Genomic DNA, 26,694 nt, shown 5'->3' with positions numbered 1-26,694 from the left:
GAAGAAAGAAGGTTTCGAGAGTCGTGGCTGTAGTCATGCTGGCAATGCCCCTTGGTCAATGTCTTAGGCTTACATTCCTCTTTGCCATGCGGCTTGGTTTTGTTGTTGGAATGTACGGTCGTGCTTGGCCAGTCAATTTGGCCAGAATGTGATTTCGGCGGGAACTCGAGCGCTCCGTTGGACCATAGATGCCGATAGGTCATACAGTTGGGGCCGACCCAGCGGGGCATCCGCTCGAAGCGTAGCATTCCTTGGCCACCGCATCTTTCGCTCCCTTACAGGCTGACAGTTCAACCTGTGAACCAGAGCCTCTACCCCAGCGGCAAACCGTAGCCGTGCAAGCAATAATCCTTGCCCTGCCCTATTGCGGACGCTCTCTCATCACTATATTGCAGTCACATCAATTTCCGCCCGGTTCGAGCCAGGGGCGCGGCGACGCTTGCCGCGAACCGGGCCGTTTTGTTTTGAAAGACTAGCCTAATGAAGCTGCGCAACATCGCCATCATCGCTCACGTCGACCACGGGAAAACCACCCTCGTCGACAAGCTCCTCCAGCAATCCGGCAGCTTCCGCGAGAATCAGCGCGTGGAAGAGCGCGCGATGGACTCGAACGATCTCGAGAAGGAGCGCGGCATCACCATCCTGGCCAAGGCGACCTCGGTCGTCTGGAAGGACACCCGCATCAACATCGTCGACACCCCCGGCCACGCCGACTTCGGCGGCGAGGTGGAGCGCATCCTGAGCATGGTGGACGGCGCAATCGTCCTCGTGGACGCGGCCGAAGGCCCGATGCCGCAGACCAAGTTCGTGGTGTCCAAGGCCCTCAAGATCGGCCTCGAGCCCATCGTGGCCATCAACAAGATCGACCGTCCCGACGCCCGCCACACGGAAGTCATCAACGAGGTGTTCGACCTCTTCGCGGCGCTCGACGCCACGGACGAGCAGCTCGACTTCCCGATCCTGTACGGATCAGGCCGCAACGGCTGGATGGCGAAGTCGCCGGAAGGCCCGAGCGATGAGGGCCTCGCGCCGCTCTTCGACCTCGTGCTCGAGCACGTGCCTCCGGCCAAGACCGAGGAAGGCCCGTTCCGCATGCTCGGAACCCTGCTCGAAGCCAACCCTTTCCTGGGCCGCATCGTCACGGGCCGCATCAGCTCCGGCTCGGTGAAGCCGAACCAGTCCGTCAAGGTTCTCGACCGCGAGGGCAAGGTGGTCGAGACCGGCCGCGTGTCCAAGATCCTGGCCTTCCGCGGCCTGGAGCGTCAGCCCATCGAGGTGGGCGAGGCCGGCGACATCGTGTCCATCGCGGGTCTCGTGAAGGGCTCGGTGGCCGACACCTTCTGCGCGCCCGAGAACGATCTTCCGATCCAGGCCCAGCCCATCGATCCGCCGACCGTCACCATGTCGTTCATCGTCAATGACTCGCCGCTCGCCGGCACCGAGGGCGACAAGGTCACGAGCCGCATGATCCGCGACCGCCTGCTCAAGGAAGCGGAAGGCAACGTGACGCTCAAGATCGAGGAAGCGGCCGACAAGGATTCGTTCTACGTGTCCGGCCGCGGCGAGTTGCAGCTTGCGATCCTGATCGAGACCATGCGCCGCGAGGGCTTCGAGCTCGCCGTGTCCCGTCCCCGCGTGGTCATGAAGAAGGACGAGACCACCGGTCAGCTTCTCGAGCCGATCGAAGAGGTCGTGATCGACGTGGACGAGGAGCATTCCGGTGTCGTGGTGCAGAAGATGTCCGAGCGCCGCGCCGACATGATCGAGATGCGTCCCTCCGGCGGCAACCGCCAGCGTCTCGTGTTCTACGCTCCCACCCGCGGCCTCATCGGCTATCAGGGCGAGCTGATGACCGACACCCGCGGCACCGCGATCATGAACCGCCTGTTCCACGCCTATGAGCCCTACAAGGGCGAGATCGCAGGTCGCCGCAACGGCGTGCTGATCTCCAACGACTCGGGCGAGGCGGTGGCTTACGCCTTGTGGAACCTGGAAGACCGCGGCCCGATGATGATCGAGCCCGGCTGGAAGGTTTATCAGGGCATGATCATCGGCGAGCACAACCGCGAGAACGACCTCGAGGTGAACGTGCTCAAGGGCAAGAAGCTCACCAACATCCGTACGACCTCCAAGGACGAAGCGGTGCGCCTGACGCCGCCGATCCGTATGACGCTCGAGCGGTCGCTCGCCTGGATCCAGGACGACGAGCTCGTCGAGGTGACGCCGAAGTCGATCCGCATCCGCAAGGCGCTCCTCGATCCGAACGATCGCAAGCGCGCCGAGAAGTCGAAGGAAGCGCTGAGCGCTTAAGCTCCGCAAGCTGCATCATGTCAAAAAGGCCGCTCCTGCATCCAGGGGCGGCCTTTTTCGTGAAACGGTAAGTTCGTACCGAACGCAGCCTCACCCTGAGGAGCGCAACATCTCCAGAGCGCACTGGAGCCTCCTTCGAGACGCGGCCTTTAGGCTGCTCCTCGAGATAAGGTTCGGCGCTGGATAAGACCGGCGGCGTCGAACCTATCCCTCGGCCTTGTCGCCTTGCCCCTTCTTCGCCCCCTCGCCCATCGGGTTCGTCGAATCCTCGCCCTCCTTGTCGGGGTCGGTGCGTCCCTGAGGGGTCAGGCGCGGGGCGCTGATGTCGTCTTCGGTGGCTTGGTTGGCCTTCTTGTCTGTCTGCGCCATTGCGCGTTCTCCTTAGCCGCTCGTTGCGTCGGTGTCGTCGGTCTCGCCGGGCTCCGGCAAGGTGCCGGCTCCCGGAGTGGCGCTCTCGTTCGTCAGGTCCGGATCCGCGTGGGGACCGGCGGCGGGCAAGTCCTGAGCCGCTTGTCCGCCGCGATCCTTGGAGCCGCCGAGACCGGCGCCGGGCCGGTCCTGCCCGGCTTCAGGTTTCTTGCTGGCGGCGTTCGGATCCGGCTTTTCGGCGGTCGTCGGATCCTGCTCGCTGTTGTTGCCGTAACTGGCGTGACCCATGGGTCGCTCCTTTGGTGAATGGACGTGGATTGCTCAGCCGGAACGCTGCTTGTCGGACTTGTCGTGCTGGCGTTCCGTGTCGTAGAGGCCGTCCGCGATCTTGCGGTCTTCCGCAGGCCCCTTGGACGCCAGCTGATCCGAATGGCCGCCCGAGGAGCCGCCGATGGCGGGGTTGCCCTTGGCCAAGGAGCCGCCCTGCTGCATCTGGCGGCTGCGCTCGGCATCCGAGAGGCCACCGTCCTCCTGCTTGACGATGTCCGCCTGCTCGGGCGTCTGGTGACCGCCGCCCACGATGGGGCCTTCGCTCCGGCCGACGATGTTGTCATTCTTCTTCGGCACGGGATCAGTCCTTGTCCCGGCCGTTGACCGCGGTGGCGCGCTCGATGGCTTCGGCGGTGGCGTCCTTGTCGTCGGGCGAGAGGCTTGCATCGCTCAGATGCTTGGTGGTCTCGGGCGTCTCGGCGGCTGTGATCTCGGAATGATCGTCCTGGCCGGGGATGTCGTCCCGCAGGGCGTTGCGATAGGCCAGGGCCTCGCCGCCGGGCTCGCTCCAGACACGCCGCAAGGTGGCGTTGCCTTCGGGGCCGGGGTCTCGGTTCGGATCGACAGGGCTGTCGGCCCCGCCCCGCTGCTCGTTGCGGATCTGGTCCGCCGTCTGGTCCTTCAGCGAATGGGGAACATGTCTCTCGGCCATCACGAACTCCTTGCTGGCGATGTTGCAGGGAGAACCCGGCGAGGCCGGAGAGGTTCTGGTCAAGCTCGGCAAAAACCCTAATGGCGCATGAAAAAGGGCGGCCGAAGCCGCCCTGGTTCGTCCGATATCGTCGGATCAGAGCCCTTCGAACAACGCGCTCGAAATGTACCGCTCGGCGAAGGACGGCGCGACGGTGACGATGCGCTTGCCCTTGAACTCGGGACGGCTTGCGATTTCGAGGGCCGCCGCGATGTTCGCGCCGGTCGAAATGCCGCCCGGAATACCTTCGAGCCGGGACACCTTGCGGGCGGTGTCGAAGGCCGTCTGGTTGCCGACCGTCACGACGCCGTCGATGACAGAACGGTCGAGCACGTCGGGCACGAAGCCTGCACCGATGCCCTGGATCTTGTGCGGGCCGGGCTGGCCGCCCGACAGAACCGGCGAATCCTCCGGCTCAACGGCGAAGACCTTCATGGCCGGAAGGCGCGGCTTGATCACCTGCCCGACGCCCGTGATGGTGCCGCCGGTGCCGACGCCGGCCACGAAGACGTCGAGCTGGCCGTTGGTGTCGTTCCAGATTTCTTCCGCAGTGGTGCGGCGGTGAACTTCCGGGTTGGCCGGGTTCTTGAACTGCTGCGGCATGACCGAGTCCGGAATTTCCCGCAGCAGTTCCTCAGCCCTGGCGATCGATCCCTTCATGCCCATGGGGCCGGGCGTGAGCACGAGCTCGGCACCCAGATAGGCCAGCATCTTGCGGCGCTCCAGCGACATGGTCTCTGGCATGACCAGGATCAGCCGGTAGCCGCGGGCCGCCGCCACGAACGCAAGCGCGATGCCGGTATTGCCGGAAGTCGGCTCCACGAGGGTTGCGCCGGGCTTGACGACGCCCGAGGCTTCCATCGCGTCGATCATGCTGACGCCGATGCGGTCCTTCACGCTCGAGATGGGGTTGAAGAACTCCAGCTTGACGAGGATCTCGGCATCGATGCCCTGCTCCTGCGGCAGGCGGTTCAAGCGCACGAGCGGCGTGTTTCCGATGGTGTCGGTGATGGAGCTGTAGATGCGGCCGCGGCCAGGCTTCGTGGCGTTTTCAGCCGGCTTGTTGAGCGTATCAGCCATGGGAGATCCTCCTGAAAGACGGACGATCTTTATTCCTTTTTGCGCATTATGTCGATAATTGGCTTAATTAACGAATTAAATCGTGAAATCCCCGTGGGGTGCCTGCCCGACCGCTGCTTCCGCTTGGGCCTGACTGCAAAGGTCCTCCACGGTCACCTGATCCAGTTCCGCCAGAAAAGCTTCCGTTCCCCGCTTCACCAAGGGTTGAACCACCACCTCGGCAAGGCGCGACTCGGGCAATGGCGTTCCGCTGTCGTCCTCGAGCGCCGTCATGGCGACGCGCACGATGTCACCGGCGGTGATTCGCCTCCGCTCCCGGGCAAGTTCGTAGCCGCCCCGCGGTCCGCGCACGCCCTTCAGAATGCCCTGGCGCACCAGCGCCTGGAGCACGGGCTCCAGGTGGCGTGGAGGCAGGTTGTGCCGGGCCGCCAGCGCCTTGGCGGAAACCGGCATGGGCCGCGCGTGGAGTGCGATGTCCGTCACGGCGGCGATCGCCAGCAGGGAGCGGCGGGAGAGAAAATTCATCCAAGCGTCCTTACGAGTCCGGTGGATCCGAAACCGGACGCAGCGCGCGAGGTCTCGTCCACCTTCTCCACCTCGATCAATTCGACCGTGGTGACGGGCGCCACCACCATCTGGGCGACGCGCATGCCCCTCGTCACCGTGAAAGGCTCCTGCCCGAGATTGACGAGGATCACCTGCACCTCGCCGCGATAATCCGCATCGATGGTGCCGGGAGAATTGAGCACGGTCACGCCATGCTTGAGAGCAAGGCCGGAGCGCGGGCGCACCTGAGCCTCGTAGCCATGTTCCAACTGAAGGATCAGACCAGTTGGGACGAGGGTGCGCTGCATGGGTTGCAGCACGATGGGAGCGTCCGCCGGATTGGCCGCGATGAGATCCATGCCGGCTGCGCCGGCCGTCTCGTAACGGGGGAGCGGCAGGTCCGGGTTGTGACCCAGGCGTTGGACGCGAAGCACGTGACTCATGGCTTTGCAACTTCTTCGACGAGTTTGCCCAGACGCTCCACGAGCTTTCGGGCCACGTCTGTCTTCGACAGGGTGGGCCAGGTCTCGACGCCCCCTGCGGTGACGAGGTGGACCGTGTTCCGGTCGCCGCCCATCACGCCGGTCTCCGTCGACACATCGTTGGCCACGATGAGATCGCAGCCCTTCTTGGCGAGCTTCTGCTTGGCATGTTCGATCACATGCTCGGTCTCGGCCGCAAACCCGACCATAAGGGGCGGCCGGCCCTCGTTGCGGCGGGCGATGGTGGCGAGAATATCGGGATTTTCCGTAAGCGAGAGCTCGGGCAGCGCGCCGCCGTTCTTCTTGATCTTTTGCGCGCCTGCGTTGGCCACGCGCCAATCGGCGACGGCGGCCGCAAAGATCCCGATATCGGCCGGCAGCGCCTTCTCGACCGCGGCCAGCATATCGCGCGCACTTTCCACTCGCACGGTCGTAACGCCCGCAGGGCCGGAAATATCGACGGGTCCCGAGATCAGCGTCACCCGCGCGCCTGCTTCCGCGGCCGCGCGGGCGATGGCGTGGCCCTGCTTTCCGGAGGAGCGGTTGGCGATGTAGCGCACAGGATCGATGGGTTCGTGCGTGGGTCCCGAGGTGACGATTACGTGCTTGCCGACGAGGGGACCGGATGGAGCCAGCAGCTGCTCGACGGCTGCAACGATTTCGAGGGGCTCCGACATGCGCCCTGGACCGAATTCGGCCTCCGCCATCGCGCCGTCGTTGGGGCCGACCACGCGCACGCCGTCCGCCTGGAGCTGGCCGAGATTGCGCTGGGTTGCCGGATGCAGCCACATGCGTACGTTCATGGCAGGCGCAATCAGGATCGGCAGTGTCGTGGCGAGCAACACCGTGGAGGCGAGGTCATCCGCGTGACCGCCTGCCATCTTGGCCATGAGGTTGGAGGTTGCCGGTGCGACCACGATGGCGTCCGCGTCGCGGGCGAGCCGGATGTGGCCGATATCCGCCTCGTCCTCCCGGTCGAACAGATCCGTATGAGTTCGTTGGCCGGAGATGGCGGAGGCGGCCAACGGCGTGACAAATTGTTGCGCGCCCGCCGTCATGATGCATCGCACGGACGCGCCTCGCTCTCGCAGACGCCGGATCAGGTCGAGGGATTTGTAGGCAGCGATCCCGCCGCCGATGACGAGGAGGATTCGTTTGCCCGACAGCGCCATCGTCAGAACTCTCTCAGCAGTATGATCATCAGCGACAGGGCGATGATCCACAAGGCGGCCGTTCCCCAACGATGGCCCCTCGCCTCCGCCCGCCCGATGGCCGCGATGCTTTCGCGTTCGAGGGTAACCCCCTTGGCCGTCAGGTCCTCGAGTTGGTTGAGCACGCGCTCGGCGCGCAGCGCAATGTCCGGCAGATCGCCGATCACGCCTGCAAGGGTCAGCAGCCCGCTGCCTGCCTGCTCCATGCGGCCGATGGGTCCGAGATTGCGCTCGATCCATTCGCGCACCACCGGCTCGGACGTGGTCCACATGTCGAGCTTGGGGTCGAGGTTGCGGGCCACGCCCTCCACCACCACCATGGTCTTCTGCAGCATCACCAGTTCGATGCGGGTCGCCATGTCGAACAGATAGGTGATCTCGAACAGAAGCGTGAGCAGCTTTGCCATCGAAATCTCGTCGGCGCGCCGGTCGTGGATCGGCTCGCCGATGGCCCGGATCGCTTGCGCGAAATCCTCCACGGAGTGATGGGGCGGCACGTACCCGGCCTCGAAATGCACGCGCGCGACGCGAAGATAATCGCGCCGGATGAAGCCGAGCAGGATCTCGGCCAGGAAGCGGCGCTCCTTCATGCCGAGACGGCCCATGATGCCGAAATCCACCGCCACGAGACGACCGGTCGGGTCCACGAACAGGTTGCCCGGATGCATGTCCGCATGGAAGAAGCCGTCGCGGATCGCATGACGCAGGAATGACTGGATCACCGCCCGCCCCAACGCCACCCGGTCGAAGCCCGCCGCCTCGATAGCCGCGAGGTCGTTGAGGCGAATGCCGTCGATCCAGGTGGTGGTCAGCACGTCGCGGGTGGTGAGATCCCATTCGGGCTTCGGCACGCGGAAATCAGGGTCGTCCTTGGTGTTCTCGGCAAGTTCCGAAACCGCCGCCGCTTCCAGGCGCAGGTCCATCTCCACGGCCACGGACCGGGCCAGCGTCTCGACGATCTCCATGGGCTTGAGGCGGCGCGCATCGGGCACGAAGCGCTCGAAGAGCCGGGCCGCGGCGCGCATGGCCTGGAGGTCGCGGGCAAAGCCCTCGCGCACACCGGGCCGCACCACCTTCACGGCAACGGTCTCGATGCCCTCCTGGGTCTTGATGAACGCCTTGTGCACCTGGGCGATGGACGCCGCCGCGATGGGCTCGCTGAATTCCAGGAAAAGCTGATCAATGGGTCGCCCGAGCGCTAGCTCGATCATGCGCACGGATTCGGCGCGCGGGAAGGGCGGCATCCGGTCTTGAAGACGCTCCAGGTCCCGCGCGGCTGCGACGCCCACGATGTCCGGGCGGGTCGCCAGGAACTGGCCGAATTTCACATAGGAGGGCCCGAGCCGGGTCAGGGCCGCGGAAAGCCGCGCCGCGCCGTCGCCCACGCCGGGCTTTTCGATCAGCCGGGCGACGCGCAGGGCGATCCGGGCGGAGGGCGGCAGGGCGCTCGGGTCGACGAGGGCGAGCGCGCCCTCACGGGCCAGGACGAAGCCTGCGCGCAGGTTGCGGGCGAGATGGACGAGGCTTCCAATCACGTCAGATCTTCCAGCCCGAGTGAATGTTGACGACACCGGCCGTCATGGACCGGTGCGTCACGCGCCGGAATCCGGCCTCCTCGATCATGCGCTCGAAAGCGGCCGGAGTCGGAAAACGGCGGATCGACTCCACCAGATACTGGTAGGACTCCGCATCGCCGGTGACCATCTGCCCAAGGCGCGGGATCACGTTGAACGAATACGCGTCATAGATCTTGTCGAGGCCAGGCACGTCGACCTTGGAGAATTCCAGGCACAGGAAACGCCCGCCGGGCTTGAGGACCCGGTGCGCCTCGCGAAGCGCCGCATCGATGCGCGGCACGTTCCGGATGCCGAAGGCGATCGTGTAGGCGTCGAAGCTCTTGGGCTCCAGCGGCAGCACCTCGGCGTTGGCTTCCACGAATTCGATCCGGCCCTCGTACTGACGCCCTGCCCGCTCGCGCCCCACTTTCAGCATCTCGCCATTGATGTCGAGCACGGTCACATGGGTTTGCGGACCACCCGCCTCCAGGATGCGGAAGGCCACGTCGCCGGTGCCGCCGGCCACGTCCAGATGCCGGAAGGGCCGGTCCCGCGGTGGACGCACCATGTTGACGAGGGCGCTCTTCCAGACCCGGTGAAGGCCCGCCGACATGAGGTCGTTCATGAGGTCGTAGCGGTTGGCCACCGAGTGGAAGACCTCGTTGACGCGCCCCTGTTTCTCCTCCAGCGGCACGGACTGGAAGCCGAAATGGGTGTTCTGGTCAGTCATGATCTCAAATAACCTCTCGTCGCCCCTTGGGGCGATCCATAGCGGAACCGAACCCGGAAGGCTATGTAAGGAGGCTCCAGAACCGAAGAGATGGTTGATGCCCGAGCTACCCGAAGTCGAGACCGTGCGCCGCGGCCTCGAGCCCGCCATGGTGGGCGCCCGCCTCACGAAGGTGGTGCAGCGCCGGCCGGACCTGCGCTTTCCGTTTCCCGACAGGTTCGTCGAACGCCTCGAGGGACAGGAGGTCACCGCCCTTGGCCGCCGGGCCAAGTATCTCCTGGCCGACCTGTCCTCGGGCGAGGTGCTGATCATGCATCTGGGGATGTCGGGACGCTTCCTGGTCTCGCAGAGCGGCAAAAGCGTGATGCCCGGGGAGTTTCATCATGAGCATGGAGGCCTCGGGGCCCATGATCATGTGATCTTCGGCCTCTCGAACGGCGCGACCGTCACCTACAACGACGCCCGGCGCTTCGGCTTCATGGATCTGGTGCCCCGCTCCGAGATCGAGACCTGCCGGCATTTTTCCGGCATGGGAATCGAGCCTCTGGGCAACGAGCTCTCGGGCGAGACCATCGCCCGCCTCTTCGCCGGCAAGCGCACGCCCCTGAAGGCGGCCCTCCTGGACCAGCGCCTGATCGCGGGCCTGGGCAACATCTATGTGTGCGAGGCCCTATTTCGCACAGGACTCCATCCGGAAGCGCCGGCCGGGTCGCTGGCGACCGCCAAGGGTCGGCCCACCGAGAAGGCCGATCAGCTGGCCGGGGTCATCCGGGAGGTTCTCGCCGAGGCTGTCGAGGCAGGCGGCTCTACCCTGCGGGATCATGCGCAGGTCGATGGGTCGCTGGGCTATTTCCAGCATTCCTTCCGGGTCTATGACCGGGAGGGCGGGGCCTGCGTAACCCCGGGCTGCACCGGCACGGTGATCCGCCTCGTCCAGTCGGGCCGCTCGACCTTCTACTGTCCCCAATGTCAGGCGGCCCCACAGGGTAGCGCTCGCAGGCGGGCCGGCTGACCGACTACTCCCTCGGCACTAGCCCCAATGACCCCTTTAAGGCGCGACCAAGGGCGGGCGACAGAACCTGTCGTGGCACGTACACTTCCGGCCATTGCAGGTTGCGGCTACCGCATGAACAGTTTGCCTTAATCAAAGGGGGCGGGCGCACTGCAGACATGAGGACCGTGACCGCTTGAACGCGTGTTCAGGAGGTTCATGGCTATGGCAAAGCTCTCCGCCATTCACAGCGTCGGCCAGACGTTGGATGATCCGGTCGTGCGAACGATCAGCCCTGCCGATCTCATCGTGGCGCTCGTCCGCGGGATCGACGACTTCAAGGCCATGCCGACCCATGGCCTGTTCCTCGGGGTGATCTATCCCGTCCTCGGGCTCCTCATGGCCAGCCTCGCCTTGAGCGCCGACGCCTCCCAGCTTCTCTTCCCGCTCCTGTCAGGGTTCGCCCTGCTGGGCCCTTTCGCGGCGGTCGGGCTCTATGAACTCAGCCGATGCCGGGAGAATGGGCGCAGCCTTACGCGAGGGCGTGTCATGGCCCTGCTGCGCTCGCCCGCTATCGGGTCCATCGCGGCCCTGGGCCTTCTGCTCCTGGTGGTCTTCGGCCTCTGGCTCGGCACCGCCCTTGTGCTCTACGAGGCGGCTTTCGGGACGTCCCCGCCGCGATCCGTCGGGGCGTTCGTCGAGCAGCTTCTGACGACCCGCCAAGGCTGGGCCCTGATCTTTGCCGGCAACCTCGCAGGCCTCCTGTTCAGCGCGGCGGTGCTGGCGGTCAGCGTCGTGTCGTTCCCACTGCTCCTCGACCGGGATATCAGCGCGGCGGCCGCGCTTCGCACCTCGGTCCGGGCCGTGTCGGCGAACCCGGGCACCATGGCCCTGTGGGGCTTCATCGTGGCCGGCGCCCTGATCGCGGGCTTCATCCCGTTCCTCTTCGGCCTGGCGGTTGTGCTTCCCGTCCTGGGCCACGCCACGTGGCATCTCTATCGCAGGGTGGTAGCGTCCTGAAGAACGGGCCAGGGCCTGAGTGACAAACGATCCTTACCCCGCAGCCCTCATCCTGAGGAGCAAAGCGTCTCGAAGGACGAGGCGGGAGTGGTGAGGCAGACTCTCAGGGCTGTGGGTTTCCACGCGAATTTCCTCTTGCCGAGCCCCACGGCCTCGCCTACCGGTGTGCCTCCATTCAGGGGAGGTGGCGGGCATGGCCTATGAAACGATCATCGTCGAAACACGCGGCAAGGTGGGTTTCATCACCCTCAACCGGCCCCAGGCCCTGAACGCCCTCAACGCGGCTCTGCTCGGCGAGGTGAACCGGGCGCTCGACGGTTTCGAGGCTGATGCGGATATCGGCTGCATCGTGATCACTGGATCGGAAAAGGCCTTTGCGGCCGGAGCCGACATCAAGGAGATGGCGTCCCTGACCTATCCGCAGATCTATGCCGACGATCATTTCGCCGGCTGGGACCGGGTGGCCAACCGGCGCAAGCCCATGATCGCGGCGGTTTCGGGCTTCGCCCTCGGCGGCGGCTGCGAATTCGCCATGATGTGCGATTTCATCATCGCGGCCGACACGGCCAAGTTCGGCCAGCCCGAGATCAAGCTCGGGGTGATGCCCGGCATGGGCGGCACCCAGCGCCTGACGCGGCTCATCGGCCGGGCCAAGGCCATGGAGATGTGCCTCACGGGCCGCCTGATGGGGGCCGAGGAAGCCGAACGCTCCGGTCTCGTGGCGCGGGTTGTGCCCGCCGCCGACCTCATGGCGGAAGTCCTGAAGACCGCCGAGACCATCGCGTCCATGTCGCTTCCCATCGCCATGATGACGAAGGAAACCATCAACCGCGCCGACGAGATGGGGCTGACCGAGGGCGTCCGCTTCGAGCGGCGCGTGTTCCACGCCATGTTCGCCACCGCCGACCAGAAGGAAGGCATGGCGGCCTTCGTGGAAAAGCGCGCGCCCCAGTTCAAAGACCAGTAATCCGTGGGCGAGATGGGGTTCGACATGATCGCGGTTCTGGCCGCGGTCTCCCTGCTGGCGGGCTTCGTGGATTCCATCGCGGGCGGGGGCGGACTTCTGACTGTGCCGGCTCTTCTGCTCGCAGGCCTCGATCCGGCCCAGGCCATCGCCACCAACAAGGTGCAGGGATCCTTCGCGGCGGCTTCGGCCACCTACACGTTCGGCCGCAAGGGCCTCATCGATTGGCGCACCGCCTGGCGGTTCACGCTGATCGCATTTGCGAGCGGCGTTGTCGGCGCGCTCTGCGTTCGGTTCCTGCCCCGGCCGGTGCTGGAGGCCCTCATCCCAGTGCTTCTGATCGCCATCGCGCTGTTCTTCGCATCCTCGCGCAAGGTGAAGGATGCGGACGCCCATGCGCGCATGACGCCCCTCGCCTTCGGCCTGACGGCTCCGGTGGCGGTGGGCTTTTATGACGGCATCTTCGGGCCAGGGGCCGGCTCCTTCTATATGCTGGCCTTCGTAACCCTGCTCGGCTACGGGGTCGTGCGGGCGACCGCCCATACCAAGCTCCTCAACCTCGCGAGCAATCTGGGCAGCCTCCTGCTCTACGCGGCCACCGGAGCGGTGGTCTGGCCCATAGGCTTCGTGATGGCCGGGGCCTCCCTGCTGGGCGCCCAGATCGGCTCCCGCCTGGCCATGCGCTTCGGCACCCGGATCATCCGGCCCCTCCTGGTCGTGGTGTCGAGCCTCATGGCCCTGAGGCTCCTCTGGGACCCGGCGAACCCTTGGCGTGCAGCCCTCAGAGCGCTTTTTTGACGCGCGAAGGCAGGCTGGCGTTGACGTTGAACCCTGCCAGGGCTATAAGCCGCCACACATGAGCCCGCGCGACCCGCGGGCTCTTCGGTTTCCATGCAATCAACCGGACGTCGCCTCAAGCCCTCCATGGGCTCACGCGCCGCATCGGATTTTAGAGAACGAGGTTAGGCCATGGCCAACACCGTGTCGGCCAAGAAAATGACCCGCAAGATCGCGAAGCGCACCGCGATCAACCGCTCGCGCCGCAGCCGCATGCGCACCTTCGTCCGTAAGGTCGAGGAGGCGATCGCCTCCGGCAACCAGACCGAGGCAGCAGCCGCCCTGCGGGCCGCCGAGCCGGAGATGATGCGCGCCGCCCAGAAGGGCATCCTGCATGCGAACACGGCTTCGCGGAAGGTGTCTCGCCTGGCTCACCGCATCAAGACGCTGAGCGCCTAAAAACGCACCCCCTGCAAAGGGCATTGTCAGTACGAATCAACCCGGCCTCGCGGCCGGGTTTTTTCATGTCTTCACTCCACCGAATAAGCTCAGGTTTATCCACATAGGGGCATTGACTCCCGGGCAGAATCGAAGGGTGAAGCTCAGCTTGACCGGGATCGAAACTGCGCACAAAAATCGAAGCTGCGCCAAGAGCTTAGCAGGCAAAGGTTCGCGAGGCATTGGGAATCCCCCGTGAGTCGCGCCGAATCGATCCTGAATCAACGTTGCGCCAAAACTCTTTTTGCCAAGCTGCTGGCAAGCTGTGATGGAACAGTGAATCGGTTGTAGAGTCAGGACTTTACCGCATGCGGTGAAAACCTGTGGACGGGCCTGTGGACCCTTTCGAGGGGGTTCGAGCCCACCGATGCCGACTCGTTCGTGTTGCGCCCCTCATACCCCCTGTGTAAGGTCAATCCACTTCGACGGTCCGCCGCGAAGTCATCCACTCAAGTGTCGACGTATAAAGCTCACGTGCGAGGACAGGGCGTTGGTTCACGCGTCTAATAAGCAAGGGAAAACCTGTTTCTTACCCAGGGTTCACTTGGAAAGACTTGTGAGGATGCCCAGAGGAAGACTGAGCTGGTCTATCTCGACTTAAAAACAAACAAATAATCTTTACTACAATTGGGGGCGCCGCGTTTTGGCAACCTGTGAGACAGCTGTGTCTCCGGTGCCTAAAACTGGCAGTGGCGTTTGAGACCCTGGCGTTTTTCAGGGATCTCGTGGAGGGGACATTGATGCATCGCAGTGAGGATCACCGCACCTTTTCCGCTTCGGGCGAGAGCGGGATCGAAGGTTCCGGAGAGCAACCTGCATCGGAGGTGTGGGCGCGGGTCAAGCGTCGCCTGCGGGCCGAGCTGGGCGAGGATATCTTCGCCAGCTGGTTCGGTCGCCTGGAACTCGATACGGTCGTCGACGGCTGCGCCTATCTGACCGTGCCGACCCGCTTTCTGAAGAGCTGGATCGAATCCCATTACGCCGATCGGGTGCTCACCCTTTATCGGGCGGAAGCGAACGACGTGGAGCGGGTCAATATCGGCGTGCGCAATTCTCTCGGACGTGAAGCCGCGCCTGCGCGCCGCGTCAGTGAGCCTTCCCGTCCCACAGCGTCCATCGCGTTGCCGGGCGCATCGCCCGAGGGCGACGCCAAATCCTTCCTGGCGTCCCTTCCGGAACCGCGCGGCGAAGCCTCGGACCTCGGCGGCGCGCCCCTTGATGCGCGCCTGACCTTCGAGAGCTTCATCATCGGGCGGTCGAACGCGCTGGCCCATGCGGCGGCCGATCGCGTCGCCCAGTCGCCGAACGGACAGGCCATCTATAACCCGCTTTATCTCCACGCCGGGGTAGGCTTGGGGAAAACCCATCTCCTGCACGCCATCGGCCATGCGGTGCGGGCGCAAGGGCGCCGCGTGATCTATCTGACGGCGGACCGCTTCATGTATGGCTTCGTCGCGTCCCTGAAGGCGCAGACGTCGCTGGCCTTTAAGGAACGCCTGCGCGGCATCGACCTGCTCATCATCGACGACGTGCAGTTCATCCAGGGCAAGCAGATCCAGCAGGAGTTCGGCCACACCCTCAATTCCCTCATCGATTCCGGTCGCCAGATCGTGGTCGCGGCGGATCGTCCCCCGGGAGATCTCGAGAGCCTGGACGAGCGGGTGCGCTCGCGTCTCGCGGGCGGCCTCGTGGTCGAGGTCGGGGCTCTCGACGAAGCGCTTCGCGCCTCCATCCTGACCACTCGGATTGAAGCCCTGCGGCAAATCCATCCCACCTTCGAGGTGGGCCCCAGCGTCGTGTCCTATGTGGCCCGCACCATCACGGCGAACGGGCGGGACCTGGAGGGCGCGGTCAACCGGCTCCTGGCGCACGCCACCCTCACGGGCTCGGGCATCACCCTGGAGACGGCCGAGTCCGCGATCCGCGACCTCGTGCGCAACCGCGAGCCCAAACGGGTCAAGATCGAGGACATCCAGAAACTGGTGGCCTCGCGCTACAACGTCTCCCGCTCGGACATCCTGTCGGAGCGCCGCACCGCCGCCGTGGTGCGCCCGCGCCAGATCGCCATGTACCTGTCCAAGGTGCTCACCCTCCGGTCCCTGCCCGAGATCGGCCGCCGCTTCGGCGGGCGCGACCACACCACCGTGCTCCACGCAGTGCGCAAGATCGAGAAGGCCATCGGCGAGGACCATACGCTCTCCGATGAGGTCGAACTCCTCAAGCGCATGCTGCAGGAATAAGCGCTATCTTCGGCGCATCGTTGGAGGCGGAAAAGTGGATCCGTTTTCCGCCTCCAACGATGCGCCCCCAATGGAGTGGAACGGTGGATTGTTGATGAAAGCAAGGCCCGGCCTTGCTTTCTGGCACAACACCCGCCACTCTTGCCGCCCCGCTTTCCCGACCGGCCATCCGTCGCCAGTCGGTCGAGCCAAGAATTCCAACGAAAACGGGTGTTGGGACTATGAGAGTTACTGTTGAGCGCGCCGCCCTTCTGAAGGCGCTCGGGCATGTGCACCGCGTCGTCGAGCGGCGCAACACCATCCCGATCCTGTCGAACATTCTCCTGCGCGCCGAGGACGGAACCTTGCGCCTGAAGGCCACGGACCTGGACATCGAGGTGACGGAGACGATTGCGGCCGACATCACGGAAGCCGGCTCCACCACCGTGCCCGCCTACATGATCTACGACATCGTCCGCAAACTGCCGGACGGCTCGCAGGTTTCCCTGGAGATGACCGGCGAAACCGGCCAGATGCAGATCCGCTCCGGCCGCTCGCGCTTCATGCTGCAGGCCCTGCCCGAAAGCGACTTCCCGGATCTCGCCGCAGGCGACCTTCCGCACCGCTTCACCCTGCCGGCGGCCGATTTCAAGCGCCTCATCGAGAAGACGCAGTTCGCAATCTCGACCGAGGAAACGCGTTACTACCTCAACGGCATTTTCCTCCACACCATCGACGTGTCGGGCCAGACGGTGCTGCGCGCGGTGGCAACCGACGGGCACCGCCTCGCCCGGGTCGAGATGCCGGCGCCCGCCGGCTCCGAGGGGATGCCGGGCGTGATCATTCCGCGCAAGGCCGTGGCCGAGATCGTCAAGCTGGTCGAGGACGGTTCCGAGACCGTCACCATCGAGCTGTCGTCCGCCAAGGTGCGCCTGACCTTCGACGGCGTGGTGCTGACATCCAAGCTCATCGATGGCACGTTCCCCGATTACCAGCGGGTGATCCCGAGCGGCAACGACAAGCTGCTGACGGTCGAGCGCAGCGATTTCGCCAAGGCGGTGGACCGCGTCTCCACCATCTCGTCGGAGCGCGGTCGCGCCGTGAAGCTGGCGCTTAACGACGGCCGCCTGACGCTGACTGTGAACAACCCGGATTCGGGTAGCGCCACGGAGGAGATCGAGGTCGATTACGACGCGGCGCCGATCGATATCGGCTTCAATGCCCGCTACCTTCTTGACATCACGGCCCAGCTCGACGGCGACACCGCCCTGTTCAAGCTCGCCGACCCAGGCTCGCCCACGGTCGTTCAGGACCGCGAGGGCGCTTCCGCCCTCTATGTGCTGATGCCGATGCGGGTGTAAGCCGCCCGGTTCCCTCCCCCTTGCGGGGAGGGTGGCCGCGTGCGGCCGGGTGGGGGTCGCAAAGTCAGAACTCCCGGCTTTACTGTTGAAGCGCAAGGCCGCTACAGCCTCACCTCCACCTCGCTCAACCCAGTCGCACCACCCCCACCCCTGCCCATCCCCGCAAGGGGGAGGGAGAAGACCGCTTGATCTTTCGCGCCTGCTCCTGAATGAAGGGCGCGCATGTCCTCCGCTCCCCTCGGCCAGTCCCGAATCGCCCGCCTGATCCTTCAGGATTTCCGCACCTATGCGAGCCTGGACCTCGCCGTGTCGCGCCCGCTCGTGGCGCTTGTCGGCGAGAACGGGGCAGGAAAGACAAACGTGCTGGAGGCGATCTCGCTTTTCATGCCGGGCCGGGGCCTGAGACGCGCCGAGCTCGGCGACATGGCCCGCCAGGGCGGGCCCGGCTCCTTTGCGATTTCGCTGGCCCTCGACGCCCCTTATGGCGAACACCGGCTCGGCACCGGACTGGAGCCGCAGGGCGAGGCGGCTCGCGCGTCCCGCATCTGCCGCATCGACGGCATGGGCGCCACGTCGCCGGCGGCTTTCGCCGAGTTCCTGCGCATCGTCTGGCTGACGCCGGATCTCGACGCGCTCTTTCGCGGCCCGGCCGGGGACCGCCGACGCTTTCTCGATCGCTTCGTCCTGGCGGTCGACGCGGAGCATGGCGCACGGGTCAATGCGTTGGAGCGGGCCCTACGCTCCCGCAACCGAGTGCTGGAGGAGAATCCCGACGACCGTCTGTGGCTCGACGCCTTGGAGCGCGAGGTGGCGGAGCTCGCCATCGCGGTGGCGGCGGCGCGGCAGGAAACGGTTGGACGGCTCGCGGCCCTGATCCTGGAGACCCGGGAGGACGCCTCTCCGTTCCCCTTCGCCACACTGAGCCTTGAGGGCGAAATCGACACCTTGGTGGCGACGCTGCCTGCGGTCGATGCCGAGGATCGCTACCGGGCGATCCTGCGCGACCAGCGCCCCCGCGACCGGGCGGCCGGGCGCACCCTCGTCGGCCCGCAGGCCACGGACCTGCTGGTGCGCCATGGCCCCAAAGACATTCCGGCCAGCACCGCCTCCACGGGCGAACAGAAGGCGCTCCTCATCGGTCTCGTCCTGGCCCATGCGCGGCTCGTGGCCAACATGAGCGGCATCGCCCCCTTCGTGCTCCTCGACGAGGTCGCGGCCCATCTCGACCCCCGCCGCCGGGCGGGCCTGTTCGAAGCGCTGGAAGCCCTGGGCGGGCAGGTCTGGATGACGGGCGCAGATCCGAGCCTGTTCGCCGAGCTGGAGGGCCGGGCCGATGTTCTTCAGGTGGAGCCTGGACGGATTGAGCCTGTGTCGGCCTGATGGAGATCGCGGCTGCGCGCTGACGATCAGTCGGAAATATGCCGTACTGGCTAACATGGCCAATCATAGGTTATTCTAGACCGCAACATCATTTCTCGTCGCTTTCGGTTTTGAGATCATGGACCTCGCCGGCCTTCTCGTTTTCGCCACCGCCCTGTTCATCGCAGCCGCCTCCCCAGGGCCGGGGATCGCCGCCATCGTGGCGCGGGTTCTGGGACGCGGCACCCAAGGAGCCGTCGCGTTCAGCGCCGGTCTCGCCATCGGGGATGTGGTCTGGCTCACCTTCGCCATTGTGGGCCTTGCGGCCCTGGCTCAGGCTTTTCACGGGGTTTTCCTGGCGGTGAAATGGGCGGGCGCGGTCTACCTGCTCTACATCGCCTACAAGCTCTGGACGGCCCCTGCCGCCGCGCAGGAGGTGGCCGCCGACGCAAAAGCCGAGCACCCGGCCAAGCTCTTTCTGGGCGGGCTCGCCGTCACCATGGGCAACCCGAAGGTCATGGTGTTCTACCTGGCGCTCCTGCCGACGATCATCGACCTGACGCGGGTCACGCTCCTGGGCTACGCGGAACTGGTCACCGCGACCTTGGCGGTGCTCGCCGTGGTGTTTGCGGCCTATATCGGGCTCGCGTCCCGGGCCAGGCGGCTTTTCACCAGCCCCAGGGGAATCCGGATCCTCAACCGGACCACCGGCACGGTGATGGCCGGTGCTGCCGCAGCGGTAGCCTCGCGATAAATCCTAAAACGGGCTTTTTCTGCTGCTTTTTCCACGCTTTCCCCCGCGCGCGTAGGCGCGCGGGGGTGAAATTTCAATCATCAATGACTAAATAATTGATCTAACGAATCAAAGACTCCAGCGCGCATCCTCTTTCCTGCCGCGCTTTGAAGGATCCCAAATGGCCGACCCCGCAATCAACGTGAATGCCGATGCCTATGGCGCGGACTCGATCAAGGTGCTCAAGGGCCTTGACGCGGTGCGCAAGCGGCCGGGCATGTATATCGGCGACACCGATGACGGCTCGGGCCTGCACCACATGGTTTACGAGGTGGTGGACAACGCCATCGACGAGGCGCTCGCCGGCCATGCGACGGAAGTCACGGTCACGCTCAACGCGGACGGCTCGGTGACCGTCACGGACAACGGCCGTGGTATTCCCACCGACATCCACTCCGGCGAAGGCATCTCGGCGGCCGAGGTCATCATGACCCAGCTGCACGCGGGCGGTAAGTTCGACCAGAACTCCTACAAGGTGTCCGGCGGCCTGCACGGCGTCGGCGTGTCCGTGGTGAACGCCCTGTCGAGCTGGCTCAAGCTGCGCATTTTCCGCAACGGCAAGGAACATGTCATCGAGTTCCGCCACGGCGACGCGGTGGCCCCCCTGGCCGTCGTCGGCGACGCCAACGGCCGGCAGGGCACGGAAGTGACCTTCCTGGCCTCCACCGAGACCTTCACCATGGTGGAGTACGATTACGACACCCTGGAGCACCGCCTGCGCGAGCTCGCCTTCCTGAACTCGGGCGTGCGTATCATCCTGACCGACAACCGCCACGCGGAGCGCAAGCGCGAGGAGCTGATGTACGAGGGCGGCGTCGAGGCCTTCGTGCGCTATCTCGACCGCGCCAAGACTCCGCTGATCGGGCAGCCCGTGGTCATCCGCGCCGAGAAGGATAACATCGGCGTCGAGGTCGCTCTGTGGTGGAACGACTCCTACCACGAGAGCGTGCTGTGCTTCACCAACAACATCCCGCAGCGGGATGGCGGAACTCACCTTGCGGGCTTCCGCGCAGCGCTGACCCGTCAGGTCAACGGCTATGCGGAATCCTCCGGCATGACCAAAAAGGAGAAGGTCTCGCTCACCGGCGACGACGCCCGCGAAGGCCTGACGGCGGTCGTGTCCGTGAAGGTGCCCGATCCGAAATTCTCGTCGCAGACGAAGGACAAGCTCGTCTCCTCCGAGGTGCGGCCCGCCGTGGAGAACGTCCTCAACGAGGCGCTCAACAACTGGCTCGAGGAGCACCCGAACGAGGCCCGGACCGTGGTCGGCAAGGTGGTCGAGGCGGCCGCCGCCCGCGAGGCCGCCCGCAAGGCGCGCGAGCTCACCCGCCGCAAGGGCGCTCTCGACATCGCGTCCCTTCCGGGCAAGCTCGCCGATTGCCAGGAGCGCGACCCGTCCAAGTGCGAAATCCTCCTGGTGGAGGGCGATTCCGCCGGCGGTTCGGCCAAGCAGGGCCGCGACCGCGCCTTCCAGGCCGTGTTGCCGCTGCGCGGAAAGATCCTCAACGTGGAGCGCGCGCGCTTCGACAAGATGCTGTCCAGCCAGGAGATCGGCACGCTGATCACCGCGCTCGGCACCGGCATCGGCCGCGAGGAGTTCAACCCCGACAAGCTGCGCTACCATCGCATCATTATCATGACGGACGCGGACGTGGACGGCTCCCACATCCGCACCCTGCTGCTCACGTTCTTCTTCCGGCAGATGCCGGAGCTGATCGAGCGAGGGCACCTCTACATCGCCCAGCCGCCGCTCTACAAGGCGACCCGCGGCAAGCAGGCGATCTACCTCAAGGACGAGCGCGCGCTCGAGGACTTCCTCATCGACGCAGGCATCGACAATGCGTCCTTGCGCCTCGAATCCGGCCTGGAATTCCAGGGCGAACAGCTCAAGGGCCTGATCGACGAGGCGCGCCTTGTGCGGCAGGTATTGTCGAGCCTGCACTCCCGCTACGACCGCAGGGCCGTGGAGCAGGCGGCGATTGCCGGAGCGCTGCGTCCCGACGTGGTGGAGGATACCGAGCGCGGTCCGGCGGCCGCGACCTATATCGCGCAGCGCCTCGATGCGATCTCGGAGGAGATCGAGCGCGGGTGGACCGGCGAGGTGCAGGAAGGCGGCTACGTGTTCTCCCGCGTCGTGCGCGGCGTCCGCCAGGTCGCGGTGCTCGATCAGGCGCTGATCGCCAGCCAGGAGGCCAAGAAGCTCGACGAGCGCGCAGCCACCCTGCAGGATGTCTACGCCAGACCGGCCGCGCTCGTGCGCAAGACCGACCAGACGCAGATCGACGGACCGCTGACCCTGTTCCAGGCCGTGCTCACCGCCGGCCGCAAGGGCCTCCAGCTCCAGCGTTACAAAGGCCTCGGCGAGATGACCGCCCAGCAACTCTGGGAAACGACCCTGGACCGCGACGTGCGCTCGCTCCTGCAGGTGAAGGTGAAGGACACCACCGACGCAGACGACCTCTTCGTCAAGCTCATGGGCGACGTGGTGGAACCCCGCCGCGAGTTCATCCAGGAGAACGCGCTCTCGGTGGCGAACCTCGACGTGTAAGTTCGTGTTAAGGGAAGCATAACCTGAAACGTCACCACATGAACTGAAACAAGACGCTCCCTTTATAGAGGCGCCGGAGTCCTTTGCCTCCGGCGCCTTTTTCATGAGGAGTAATCATCCTTGAAACTGCAACTTCCACGCGCCCTACCACCAAGATACTTGGACGCTGTTCGTGCTGTCAGGAGTGCATGCCGGTGGAAAAGAACCGCAGGGGCGGTTCAAAGCCGCTTCTCAAACCAGTGGTGGGCGTAAGGCTCGGTGTTGAACGGCTTCACTTCCTGATAGCCTTCCGCGCGGTAGAGCGCCTGAGCCTCGGTCAGAGCCCGGTTGGTCTCCAGGCGTAGCCGCGTCAGGCCAGCCTCGTGCGCCTTCGTCTCCAGCCCTCGCAGCACCCGGCGCGCGATCCCGAGCCCTCTCGCGCTCGCGGCCGTCCACATGCGCTTGACCTCGCCCACACCCTCCATCCCGACCTTCAGCGCTCCGCACCCTACAGGACCACCGTCGAGCCATGCGACCACGAAGAACCCTGCGGGCGGCGTCATCTCCTCGATACTGGCCGAATTGCTCCGGGCCGGGTCGAAGCCCATGTCGACGCGTGCGGCAAGCTCCGTGAAGTACTGCTCCAGGCACCATTGTGCAGCAGTGCTGTCCGGGGTCTCAGCACGCACTTCCACCGCTCCGGCGCGAAGCAGGCGCTCCACCTCCGCCATGGCGCTCACCAGTCGGTTGCGCCGGGCCGGGTCGAGGGGCTCCAGGAAGGACCACGCCAGGTCGTTCGAGAGCGCATCGTAGGTCTCGCGCTCGGCAACGCCCTTTGGTGTCAGGGCCACACGCCGGACCCGAGCATCGCTCGCCTGAGCATCGGTCTGGACGAGCCCCTGAGCTTCAAGCGAGCGCAACAAGCGGCTGAGATACCCTGAGTCGAGCTTGAGCCGCTCGCGCAGGGTCCGCACGGCAATACCGTTGGAACCGACCTCGTGCAGCAGTCGAGCCTGGCTGAGAGGGCGGCCTCGTCGGAGGTAGCTGTCTTCAAGTGCGCCTACGTGCTGCGTGACGACACGGCTGAAGCGGCGAACCTGCTCGATCTGATGCTCATCCATTCTCTGACTTTAGTCAGAGAACATCGCATCCGCAACAGATCGCTCACGCGGAACATTGTCCGTGTAAGTCGCAGAAACCCCTATATGGAACCCCTAAGCATGGCCTTCGCTTAGATTGTTGAAGTCTTTCTCGCCAAAGGATTGTCCAACATCGGAGCTGTCCATGCCCCTGAGCCAGAACCCCATCGTTGAATGGCCGACAGAACTCCAGCCGCTGCTGAAGGACCTTCAGATCGCCACAGGCGCAAATGGTAAGCGCTATGGTCGCATCGACATCGACGTGGCTTCAGAAACCCTGTTCCTGCTCAACGACTTTGAAGCGCGGGTGCGGCATCGCCAGGTCCGGCTCAGGCTGGCGGATAGGGCGGACTGCCTTGTAGGCGAGATGAACGGGCTGATTGGTCTGGGCGCAGCCGCCGATCCAACCCAGCACATTGGCAAAGTGCGCATCAGCTTCCACGACATTCAGGATAACGACTGCGTTGATCCAGCACCTCAGGCGTGAGAACGCCAATTTATTTTTGCCGAAGGCCGTTGATGGAACAGGGGGAGGTCCCGGGTTCTGGACTAGAGGGCCTAGCCGGCCATTGTCACGATCAGAGGTCCGTTTCGGGTTGCCACAACGGTATGTTCGTACTGAACGGTAGGGGCCTTGGGGCTGCTGTAGAGCGTCCATGGATCATCACCATCTTCGGCCCACTCCGCGCCCAAGGACAGGAATGGCTCGACGGTGAACACCAAGCCGTCGCTCATGATGCGACGCTCGGAGGCGTCGGGCCATGTGGCGATCTCTGTCGGCTCCTCATGGAGCGATAGGCCGACACCGTGACTGGCAAGGTTCCTGACGAGGCTGTAACCGTTTTTCCGCGCAAAGGTCCCGATGGCTTGACCGATGTCGGCAATCGGTTTGCCGGCTCCAACCTGCCGCAGGCCCGTCCACATGGCCCGCCGACCATCCCTGCAAAGACGTTCAATCGAGCGGGTTACGGGTGGAACGGCGAACGAGGCTCCCGTATCCGCAAAGAAGCCGTTCTTCTCGGCTGAAACGTCGATGTTGACCAGATCGCCACGCTCGATCCGTCGGGTGCCCGGGATACCATGAGCGATTTCCTCGTTCACGCTGATGCAGGTCGCCCCAGGGAAGGCGTAGGCCAACTCCGGAGCCAGACGCGCGCCGGCAGCCTCCAGAAGCTTTCGCCCGATCTGGTCGAGTTCGGAGGTGGTCATGCCCGGCTCAAGAGCCTTCCCCATCGCCTCAAGAGTATTGGCGACGATACGCCCGATCTCTTTCAGGCTGATGAGGCCGTCGTCATTCGAGATTGTCATATCAGGCTCTTCCGAAAGCCAGGACATAGCTCTTGTGAGCTCGACTTACAAACGGGCGAGCACGCCAAAACTGACAGAGGCCGTTTTATGAAACTCGCCGAGTCCGTGGTATCATGGTGGGACATATCCTGGATGAGAGGAGGCTGCCGTGCGCGCACCTATCCAGAGACTTTGGCACCACATCTCCCACCTGCCGCTCTTGAGCATCTTCCGCAGTCACGACCCTGTCCCCGAACCGCAAAGGGTTCCGGATAAGGTCGAATTAGACAAGGTCGCGGTCACGTTTCAGGAGTGCGAGGGCGATTGCGGTCCGTCATCCGCAGACATCCAGGCGAAGGAACGCGGGCGCGCCGAACGGTTCAAAGGCGATCAACTCCTGCCGATCATGGGAATAGGTGGGGGATCACCAAGTCCTCCATCCTGACGGCGGACACTCAGCCCCGGCTTCCGGGTGCGGCAGAAAGCCCACCATGCATGGGTTTGGCCGTGCCCTCGAACTGGCCGCCCGATGAAACGAGAGGCCCCGGAACCGTGAAGTATCCGGGGCCTTTTCTTTTGCGACTTTACTCGGCCGCGGGCTTGAGAACGCCGCGCCGGATCTGGTCTTCCTCGATGGATTCGAACAGGGCCTTGAAGTTGCCTTCGCCAAAGCCGTCGTCGCCTTTGCGCTGGATGAACTCGAAGAAGATCGGTCCGATGGCGTTGGCCGAGAAGAGCTGCAGCAGCACCTTGGTGTAGCCGCCCTCCACCACGCCTTCGCCGTCGATCAGGATGCCGTTGCGCTCCAGGCGCTCGAGATCCTCGCCGTGACCCGGCACGCGCTTGTCGACGCGCTTGTAGTACACGCCGGGAGGGGACGGCATGAAGGTCAGCCCATCGGCCCGCAGCTTCTCGATGGCGCTGTAGATGTCCTTGCAGCCGCAGGCGATGTGCTGGATGCCCTCGCCATTGTATTCCTGCAGGTATTCCTCGATCTGTCCGGATTCGCCTGCATCCTCGTTGATGGGAATGCGGATCTTGCCGTCCGGGCTGGTGAGGGCCTTCGAGTAAAGCCCCGTCATCTTTCCTTCGATGTCGAAGTAGCGGATCTGCCGGAAGTTGAAGAGCCGCTCGTAGAACCCGGCCCATACATCCATGCGGCCGCGTTGCACGTTGTGGGTCAGGTGATCGAGATAGAACAGGCCCACGCCCTCGGGCTTGGGATCCCGCTCACAGGTCCATTCGAACTCGCCGTCATAGACCGAGCCCTTCGGGCCATAGGTATCCACGAAATACAGGAGGCTTCCGCCGATGCCTTCGATGACCGGCACATCGAGCGTGGGCGAACCCTTCGACACGTCGGCGGGCTTTGCGCCGAGCGCAATGGCGCGGTCGTAGGCCGCCTTGGCGTCGACGACGCGGAACGCCATAGAGGGCGCGCAGGGGCCGTGCTCCCTGACGAAGTTTGCCGCGTAGGAACCGGGTTCCTCGTTGATGAGGTAGTTCACATCGCCCTGGCGGTAGAGGCTGACGTTCTTGGTGCGATGGCGAGCCACCAGGGAGAAGCCCATGGTGGTGAACAGCCTGTGAAGCTCCTCCGGATTGGGATGAGCATACTCGACGAACTCAAATCCGTCGGTACCCATCGGATTGTTGGAATCGATCTGCGGGGCAGGCGCGTCGTGCGGGAATGGGCCCATCGTTCTCCTCCTGGGATTTGCCCACAAGTAGACCATATCCCGGCTGCAAGGTGCGTGAGAAGTGAGCTATGTTCGGGCCTCCCCATGCACGGTTCATGCAGGCAAAATGGCTTCGACGCTCGAAACTTTCACCCTGGACGCCTTCGACCTCAGGATCCTCGAAGCGTTGCAGCAGGAGGGCCGGCTTACGAACCAGGAGCTGGCGGAGCGGGTGGGCTTGTCGGCGAGCCAGTGCTCGCGCCGGCGCAGCGCCCTGGAGGAGAAAGGGATCGTCAAAGGTTATCGGGCGGATCTGGCGCCCGAAGCGCTCGGTCTTGGCGTAACCGTCTTCACCCATGTGACCCTTGCGACCCATAATCCGGACAACGCCCGCAGATTCGCCGAGCTGGTGCGCCATCTCGAGTTCGCGCTCGAAGCCCATGCGCTTACGGGGGACGCGGATTACCTGGTCAAAATGATCGTTCCGGACCTGAAGACCTTGTCGGCCGTGGTCAACGAGCAGCTCCTGCCGCATGAGAGCGTCGCGAACGTGCGGTCCGCGGTTGTGCTCGAAACCCTGAAGGACGAGGCCCGGTTGCCCCTGTCCTGGATCAAGCCGACACGGCACGGCGAGCGCTGAGGCTCACCGGGCCAAGGGCCCCCGGTGGCAGTTTCGATCGGGCAGCCGCCTTCCCTAACGCTGGTTCGGGTTGAAGTGCTTCTTGAGCTTGTGGCCGTATGCGCCGTAATCCTTCTGCAGCGACTCGGTCTGGAC

General features: G+C 64.7%; 27 protein-coding genes. 14 read left to right on the top strand and 13 right to left on the bottom strand.

Features of this window, described 5'->3' with window-relative positions; genetic code table 11:
- Window positions 1-480 precede the first annotated feature (480 nt).
- Entirely contained in the window at window positions 481-2,310 is a 1,830-nt protein-coding gene (typA, locus tag DRB19_RS24870) for a translational GTPase TypA (RefSeq protein ID WP_114188708.1), read from the top strand.
- A 204-nt stretch (window positions 2,311-2,514) separates the two neighbouring features.
- On the opposite strand, the gene DRB19_RS30625 is transcribed toward typA, so the two are convergent.
- From DRB19_RS30625 to ubiE, 10 genes are all read right to left on the bottom strand, one after another.
- Window positions 2,515-2,679: a hypothetical protein gene (locus DRB19_RS30625; RefSeq protein WP_170148946.1), complete on the bottom strand. Its 165-nt coding sequence runs from the start codon at window positions 2,677-2,679 to the stop codon at window positions 2,515-2,517.
- A gap of 12 nt (window positions 2,680-2,691) precedes the next feature.
- Window positions 2,692-2,967 carry a hypothetical protein gene (locus tag DRB19_RS24865; protein WP_114188707.1) on the bottom strand — a complete coding sequence of 92 codons (276 nt, stop codon included), beginning with the start codon at window positions 2,965-2,967 and terminating at the stop codon, window positions 2,692-2,694.
- 33 nt (window positions 2,968-3,000) lie between these two features.
- Window positions 3,001-3,306: a hypothetical protein gene (locus DRB19_RS24860; protein WP_245439813.1), complete on the bottom strand. Its 306-nt coding sequence runs from the start codon at window positions 3,304-3,306 to the stop codon at window positions 3,001-3,003.
- Between the two features lie 4 nt (window positions 3,307-3,310).
- Complete coding sequence (locus DRB19_RS24855) at window positions 3,311-3,661, bottom strand: hypothetical protein (RefSeq protein ID WP_114188706.1); 351 nt, start codon at window positions 3,659-3,661, stop codon at window positions 3,311-3,313.
- Window positions 3,662-3,796: 135 nt separating this feature from the next.
- Entirely contained in the window at window positions 3,797-4,780 is a 984-nt protein-coding gene (cysK, locus tag DRB19_RS24850) for a cysteine synthase A (RefSeq protein WP_114188705.1), read from the bottom strand.
- Window positions 4,781-4,855: 75 nt separating this feature from the next.
- Window positions 4,856-5,305, bottom strand: coding sequence for an RrF2 family transcriptional regulator (locus DRB19_RS24845; protein WP_114188704.1), 450 nt, complete (start codon window positions 5,303-5,305; stop codon window positions 4,856-4,858).
- A complete protein-coding gene (gene dut / locus DRB19_RS24840) occupies window positions 5,302-5,769 on the bottom strand; it encodes a dUTP diphosphatase (protein ID WP_114188703.1) in 468 nt (155 codons plus the stop codon). The genes DRB19_RS24845 and dut overlap by 4 nt, the downstream gene beginning before the upstream one ends.
- Window positions 5,766-6,980 carry a bifunctional phosphopantothenoylcysteine decarboxylase/phosphopantothenate--cysteine ligase CoaBC gene (coaBC, locus tag DRB19_RS24835; RefSeq protein WP_170148945.1) on the bottom strand — a complete coding sequence of 405 codons (1,215 nt, stop codon included), beginning with the start codon at window positions 6,978-6,980 and terminating at the stop codon, window positions 5,766-5,768. The genes dut and coaBC overlap by 4 nt, the downstream gene beginning before the upstream one ends.
- A 2-nt stretch (window positions 6,981-6,982) precedes the next feature.
- The gene (gene ubiB, locus DRB19_RS24830) at window positions 6,983-8,554 is read right to left on the bottom strand and encodes a 2-polyprenylphenol 6-hydroxylase (protein WP_114188702.1); all 1,572 of its coding nucleotides are present in this window, start codon (window positions 8,552-8,554) and stop codon (window positions 6,983-6,985) included.
- 1 nt (window position 8,555) lies between these two features.
- Window positions 8,556-9,305 (bottom strand): bifunctional demethylmenaquinone methyltransferase/2-methoxy-6-polyprenyl-1,4-benzoquinol methylase UbiE, encoded by a 750-nt coding sequence (gene ubiE, locus DRB19_RS24825; protein ID WP_114188701.1) that lies wholly within the window; start codon window positions 9,303-9,305, stop codon window positions 8,556-8,558.
- Between the two features lie 97 nt (window positions 9,306-9,402).
- Here ubiE and mutM point away from each other — a divergent pair, with 97 nt between their 5' ends.
- From mutM to gyrB, 10 genes are all read left to right on the top strand, one after another.
- Entirely contained in the window at window positions 9,403-10,317 is a 915-nt protein-coding gene (gene mutM / locus DRB19_RS24820; protein ID WP_114188700.1) for a bifunctional DNA-formamidopyrimidine glycosylase/DNA-(apurinic or apyrimidinic site) lyase, read from the top strand.
- 204 nt (window positions 10,318-10,521) lie between these two features.
- On the top strand, window positions 10,522-11,316 hold the full coding sequence (locus DRB19_RS24815; RefSeq protein WP_114188699.1) for a DUF2189 domain-containing protein: 795 nt from the start codon (window positions 10,522-10,524) through the stop codon (window positions 11,314-11,316).
- A gap of 193 nt (window positions 11,317-11,509) precedes the next feature.
- Window positions 11,510-12,283 (top strand): enoyl-CoA hydratase, encoded by a 774-nt coding sequence (locus tag DRB19_RS24810; RefSeq protein ID WP_114188698.1) that lies wholly within the window; start codon window positions 11,510-11,512, stop codon window positions 12,281-12,283.
- A gap of 24 nt (window positions 12,284-12,307) precedes the next feature.
- The gene (locus DRB19_RS24805) at window positions 12,308-13,078 is read left to right on the top strand and encodes a TSUP family transporter (RefSeq protein WP_245439811.1); all 771 of its coding nucleotides are present in this window, start codon (window positions 12,308-12,310) and stop codon (window positions 13,076-13,078) included.
- Window positions 13,079-13,249: 171 nt separating this feature from the next.
- On the top strand, window positions 13,250-13,516 hold the full coding sequence (gene rpsT / locus DRB19_RS24800; RefSeq protein WP_114188697.1) for a 30S ribosomal protein S20: 267 nt from the start codon (window positions 13,250-13,252) through the stop codon (window positions 13,514-13,516).
- Between the two features lie 779 nt (window positions 13,517-14,295).
- Entirely contained in the window at window positions 14,296-15,795 is a 1,500-nt protein-coding gene (dnaA, locus tag DRB19_RS24795; RefSeq protein ID WP_114188696.1) for a chromosomal replication initiator protein DnaA, read from the top strand.
- Between the two features lie 221 nt (window positions 15,796-16,016).
- Window positions 16,017-17,135: a DNA polymerase III subunit beta gene (gene dnaN, locus DRB19_RS24790; RefSeq protein WP_114188695.1), complete on the top strand. Its 1,119-nt coding sequence runs from the start codon at window positions 16,017-16,019 to the stop codon at window positions 17,133-17,135.
- A 222-nt stretch (window positions 17,136-17,357) separates the two neighbouring features.
- A complete protein-coding gene (gene recF / locus DRB19_RS24785; RefSeq protein WP_114188694.1) occupies window positions 17,358-18,515 on the top strand; it encodes a DNA replication/repair protein RecF in 1,158 nt (385 codons plus the stop codon).
- A 118-nt stretch (window positions 18,516-18,633) separates the two neighbouring features.
- A complete protein-coding gene (locus tag DRB19_RS24780) occupies window positions 18,634-19,248 on the top strand; it encodes a LysE family translocator (protein ID WP_114188693.1) in 615 nt (204 codons plus the stop codon).
- Window positions 19,249-19,408: 160 nt separating this feature from the next.
- Window positions 19,409-21,835 carry a DNA topoisomerase (ATP-hydrolyzing) subunit B gene (gene gyrB, locus DRB19_RS24775; RefSeq protein WP_114188692.1) on the top strand — a complete coding sequence of 809 codons (2,427 nt, stop codon included), beginning with the start codon at window positions 19,409-19,411 and terminating at the stop codon, window positions 21,833-21,835.
- 218 nt (window positions 21,836-22,053) lie between these two features.
- On the opposite strand, the gene DRB19_RS24770 is transcribed toward gyrB, so the two are convergent.
- Complete coding sequence (locus tag DRB19_RS24770; protein WP_114188691.1) at window positions 22,054-22,935, bottom strand: bifunctional helix-turn-helix transcriptional regulator/GNAT family N-acetyltransferase; 882 nt, start codon at window positions 22,933-22,935, stop codon at window positions 22,054-22,056.
- Between the two features lie 163 nt (window positions 22,936-23,098).
- Here DRB19_RS24770 and DRB19_RS24765 point away from each other — a divergent pair, with 163 nt between their 5' ends.
- Entirely contained in the window at window positions 23,099-23,440 is a 342-nt protein-coding gene (locus DRB19_RS24765) for a hypothetical protein (RefSeq protein WP_114188690.1), read from the top strand.
- A gap of 71 nt (window positions 23,441-23,511) precedes the next feature.
- On the opposite strand, the gene map is transcribed toward DRB19_RS24765, so the two are convergent.
- Window positions 23,512-24,261, bottom strand: coding sequence for a type I methionyl aminopeptidase (gene map / locus DRB19_RS24760; protein WP_114188689.1), 750 nt, complete (start codon window positions 24,259-24,261; stop codon window positions 23,512-23,514).
- 148 nt (window positions 24,262-24,409) lie between these two features.
- Here map and DRB19_RS24755 point away from each other — a divergent pair, with 148 nt between their 5' ends.
- Entirely contained in the window at window positions 24,410-24,685 is a 276-nt protein-coding gene (locus DRB19_RS24755; protein ID WP_114188688.1) for a hypothetical protein, read from the top strand.
- A gap of 139 nt (window positions 24,686-24,824) precedes the next feature.
- Here DRB19_RS24755 and hppD read toward each other — a convergent pair whose 3' ends face one another.
- Window positions 24,825-25,940, bottom strand: a complete 1,116-nt coding sequence (gene hppD / locus DRB19_RS24750) for a 4-hydroxyphenylpyruvate dioxygenase (protein WP_114188687.1) — start codon at window positions 25,938-25,940, stop codon at window positions 24,825-24,827.
- Between the two features lie 106 nt (window positions 25,941-26,046).
- Here hppD and DRB19_RS24745 point away from each other — a divergent pair, with 106 nt between their 5' ends.
- The gene (locus DRB19_RS24745; protein WP_114188686.1) at window positions 26,047-26,559 is read left to right on the top strand and encodes an Lrp/AsnC family transcriptional regulator; all 513 of its coding nucleotides are present in this window, start codon (window positions 26,047-26,049) and stop codon (window positions 26,557-26,559) included.
- Window positions 26,560-26,694: the final 135 nt, after the last annotated feature.

The sequence above is a fragment of the Microvirga aerophila genome, from assembly GCF_003332305.1.
GTDB classification, from domain to species: domain Bacteria; phylum Pseudomonadota; class Alphaproteobacteria; order Rhizobiales; family Beijerinckiaceae; genus Microvirga; species Microvirga aerophila.
This window is presented reverse-complemented; position numbering and strand designations above follow the sequence as displayed.

Coding starts and splice junctions, on each gene's coding strand:
- typA (WP_114188708.1), top strand. CDS start 481: ATGAAGCTGCGCAACATCGCCATCATCGCTCACGTCGACCACGGGAAA.
- DRB19_RS30625 (WP_170148946.1), bottom strand. CDS start 2,679: ATGGCGCAGACAGACAAGAAGGCCAACCAAGCCACCGAAGACGACATC.
- DRB19_RS24865 (WP_114188707.1), bottom strand. CDS start 2,967: ATGGGTCACGCCAGTTACGGCAACAACAGCGAGCAGGATCCGACGACC.
- DRB19_RS24855 (WP_114188706.1), bottom strand. CDS start 3,661: ATGGCCGAGAGACATGTTCCCCATTCGCTGAAGGACCAGACGGCGGAC.
- cysK (WP_114188705.1), bottom strand. CDS start 4,780: ATGGCTGATACGCTCAACAAGCCGGCTGAAAACGCCACGAAGCCTGGC.
- DRB19_RS24845 (WP_114188704.1), bottom strand. CDS start 5,305: ATGAATTTTCTCTCCCGCCGCTCCCTGCTGGCGATCGCCGCCGTGACG.
- dut (WP_114188703.1), bottom strand. CDS start 5,769: ATGAGTCACGTGCTTCGCGTCCAACGCCTGGGTCACAACCCGGACCTG.
- coaBC (WP_170148945.1), bottom strand. CDS start 6,980: ATGGCGCTGTCGGGCAAACGAATCCTCCTCGTCATCGGCGGCGGGATC.
- ubiE (WP_114188701.1), bottom strand. CDS start 9,305: ATGACTGACCAGAACACCCATTTCGGCTTCCAGTCCGTGCCGCTGGAG.
- mutM (WP_114188700.1), top strand. CDS start 9,403: ATGCCCGAGCTACCCGAAGTCGAGACCGTGCGCCGCGGCCTCGAGCCC.
- DRB19_RS24815 (WP_114188699.1), top strand. CDS start 10,522: ATGGCAAAGCTCTCCGCCATTCACAGCGTCGGCCAGACGTTGGATGAT.
- DRB19_RS24810 (WP_114188698.1), top strand. CDS start 11,510: ATGGCCTATGAAACGATCATCGTCGAAACACGCGGCAAGGTGGGTTTC.
- DRB19_RS24805 (WP_245439811.1), top strand. CDS start 12,308: ATGATCGCGGTTCTGGCCGCGGTCTCCCTGCTGGCGGGCTTCGTGGAT.
- rpsT (WP_114188697.1), top strand. CDS start 13,250: ATGGCCAACACCGTGTCGGCCAAGAAAATGACCCGCAAGATCGCGAAG.
- dnaA (WP_114188696.1), top strand. CDS start 14,296: ATGCATCGCAGTGAGGATCACCGCACCTTTTCCGCTTCGGGCGAGAGC.
- dnaN (WP_114188695.1), top strand. CDS start 16,017: ATGAGAGTTACTGTTGAGCGCGCCGCCCTTCTGAAGGCGCTCGGGCAT.
- recF (WP_114188694.1), top strand. CDS start 17,358: ATGTCCTCCGCTCCCCTCGGCCAGTCCCGAATCGCCCGCCTGATCCTT.
- DRB19_RS24780 (WP_114188693.1), top strand. CDS start 18,634: ATGGACCTCGCCGGCCTTCTCGTTTTCGCCACCGCCCTGTTCATCGCA.
- gyrB (WP_114188692.1), top strand. CDS start 19,409: ATGGCCGACCCCGCAATCAACGTGAATGCCGATGCCTATGGCGCGGAC.
- DRB19_RS24770 (WP_114188691.1), bottom strand. CDS start 22,935: ATGGATGAGCATCAGATCGAGCAGGTTCGCCGCTTCAGCCGTGTCGTC.
- DRB19_RS24765 (WP_114188690.1), top strand. CDS start 23,099: ATGCCCCTGAGCCAGAACCCCATCGTTGAATGGCCGACAGAACTCCAG.
- map (WP_114188689.1), bottom strand. CDS start 24,261: ATGACAATCTCGAATGACGACGGCCTCATCAGCCTGAAAGAGATCGGG.
- hppD (WP_114188687.1), bottom strand. CDS start 25,940: ATGGGCCCATTCCCGCACGACGCGCCTGCCCCGCAGATCGATTCCAAC.
- DRB19_RS24745 (WP_114188686.1), top strand. CDS start 26,047: ATGGCTTCGACGCTCGAAACTTTCACCCTGGACGCCTTCGACCTCAGG.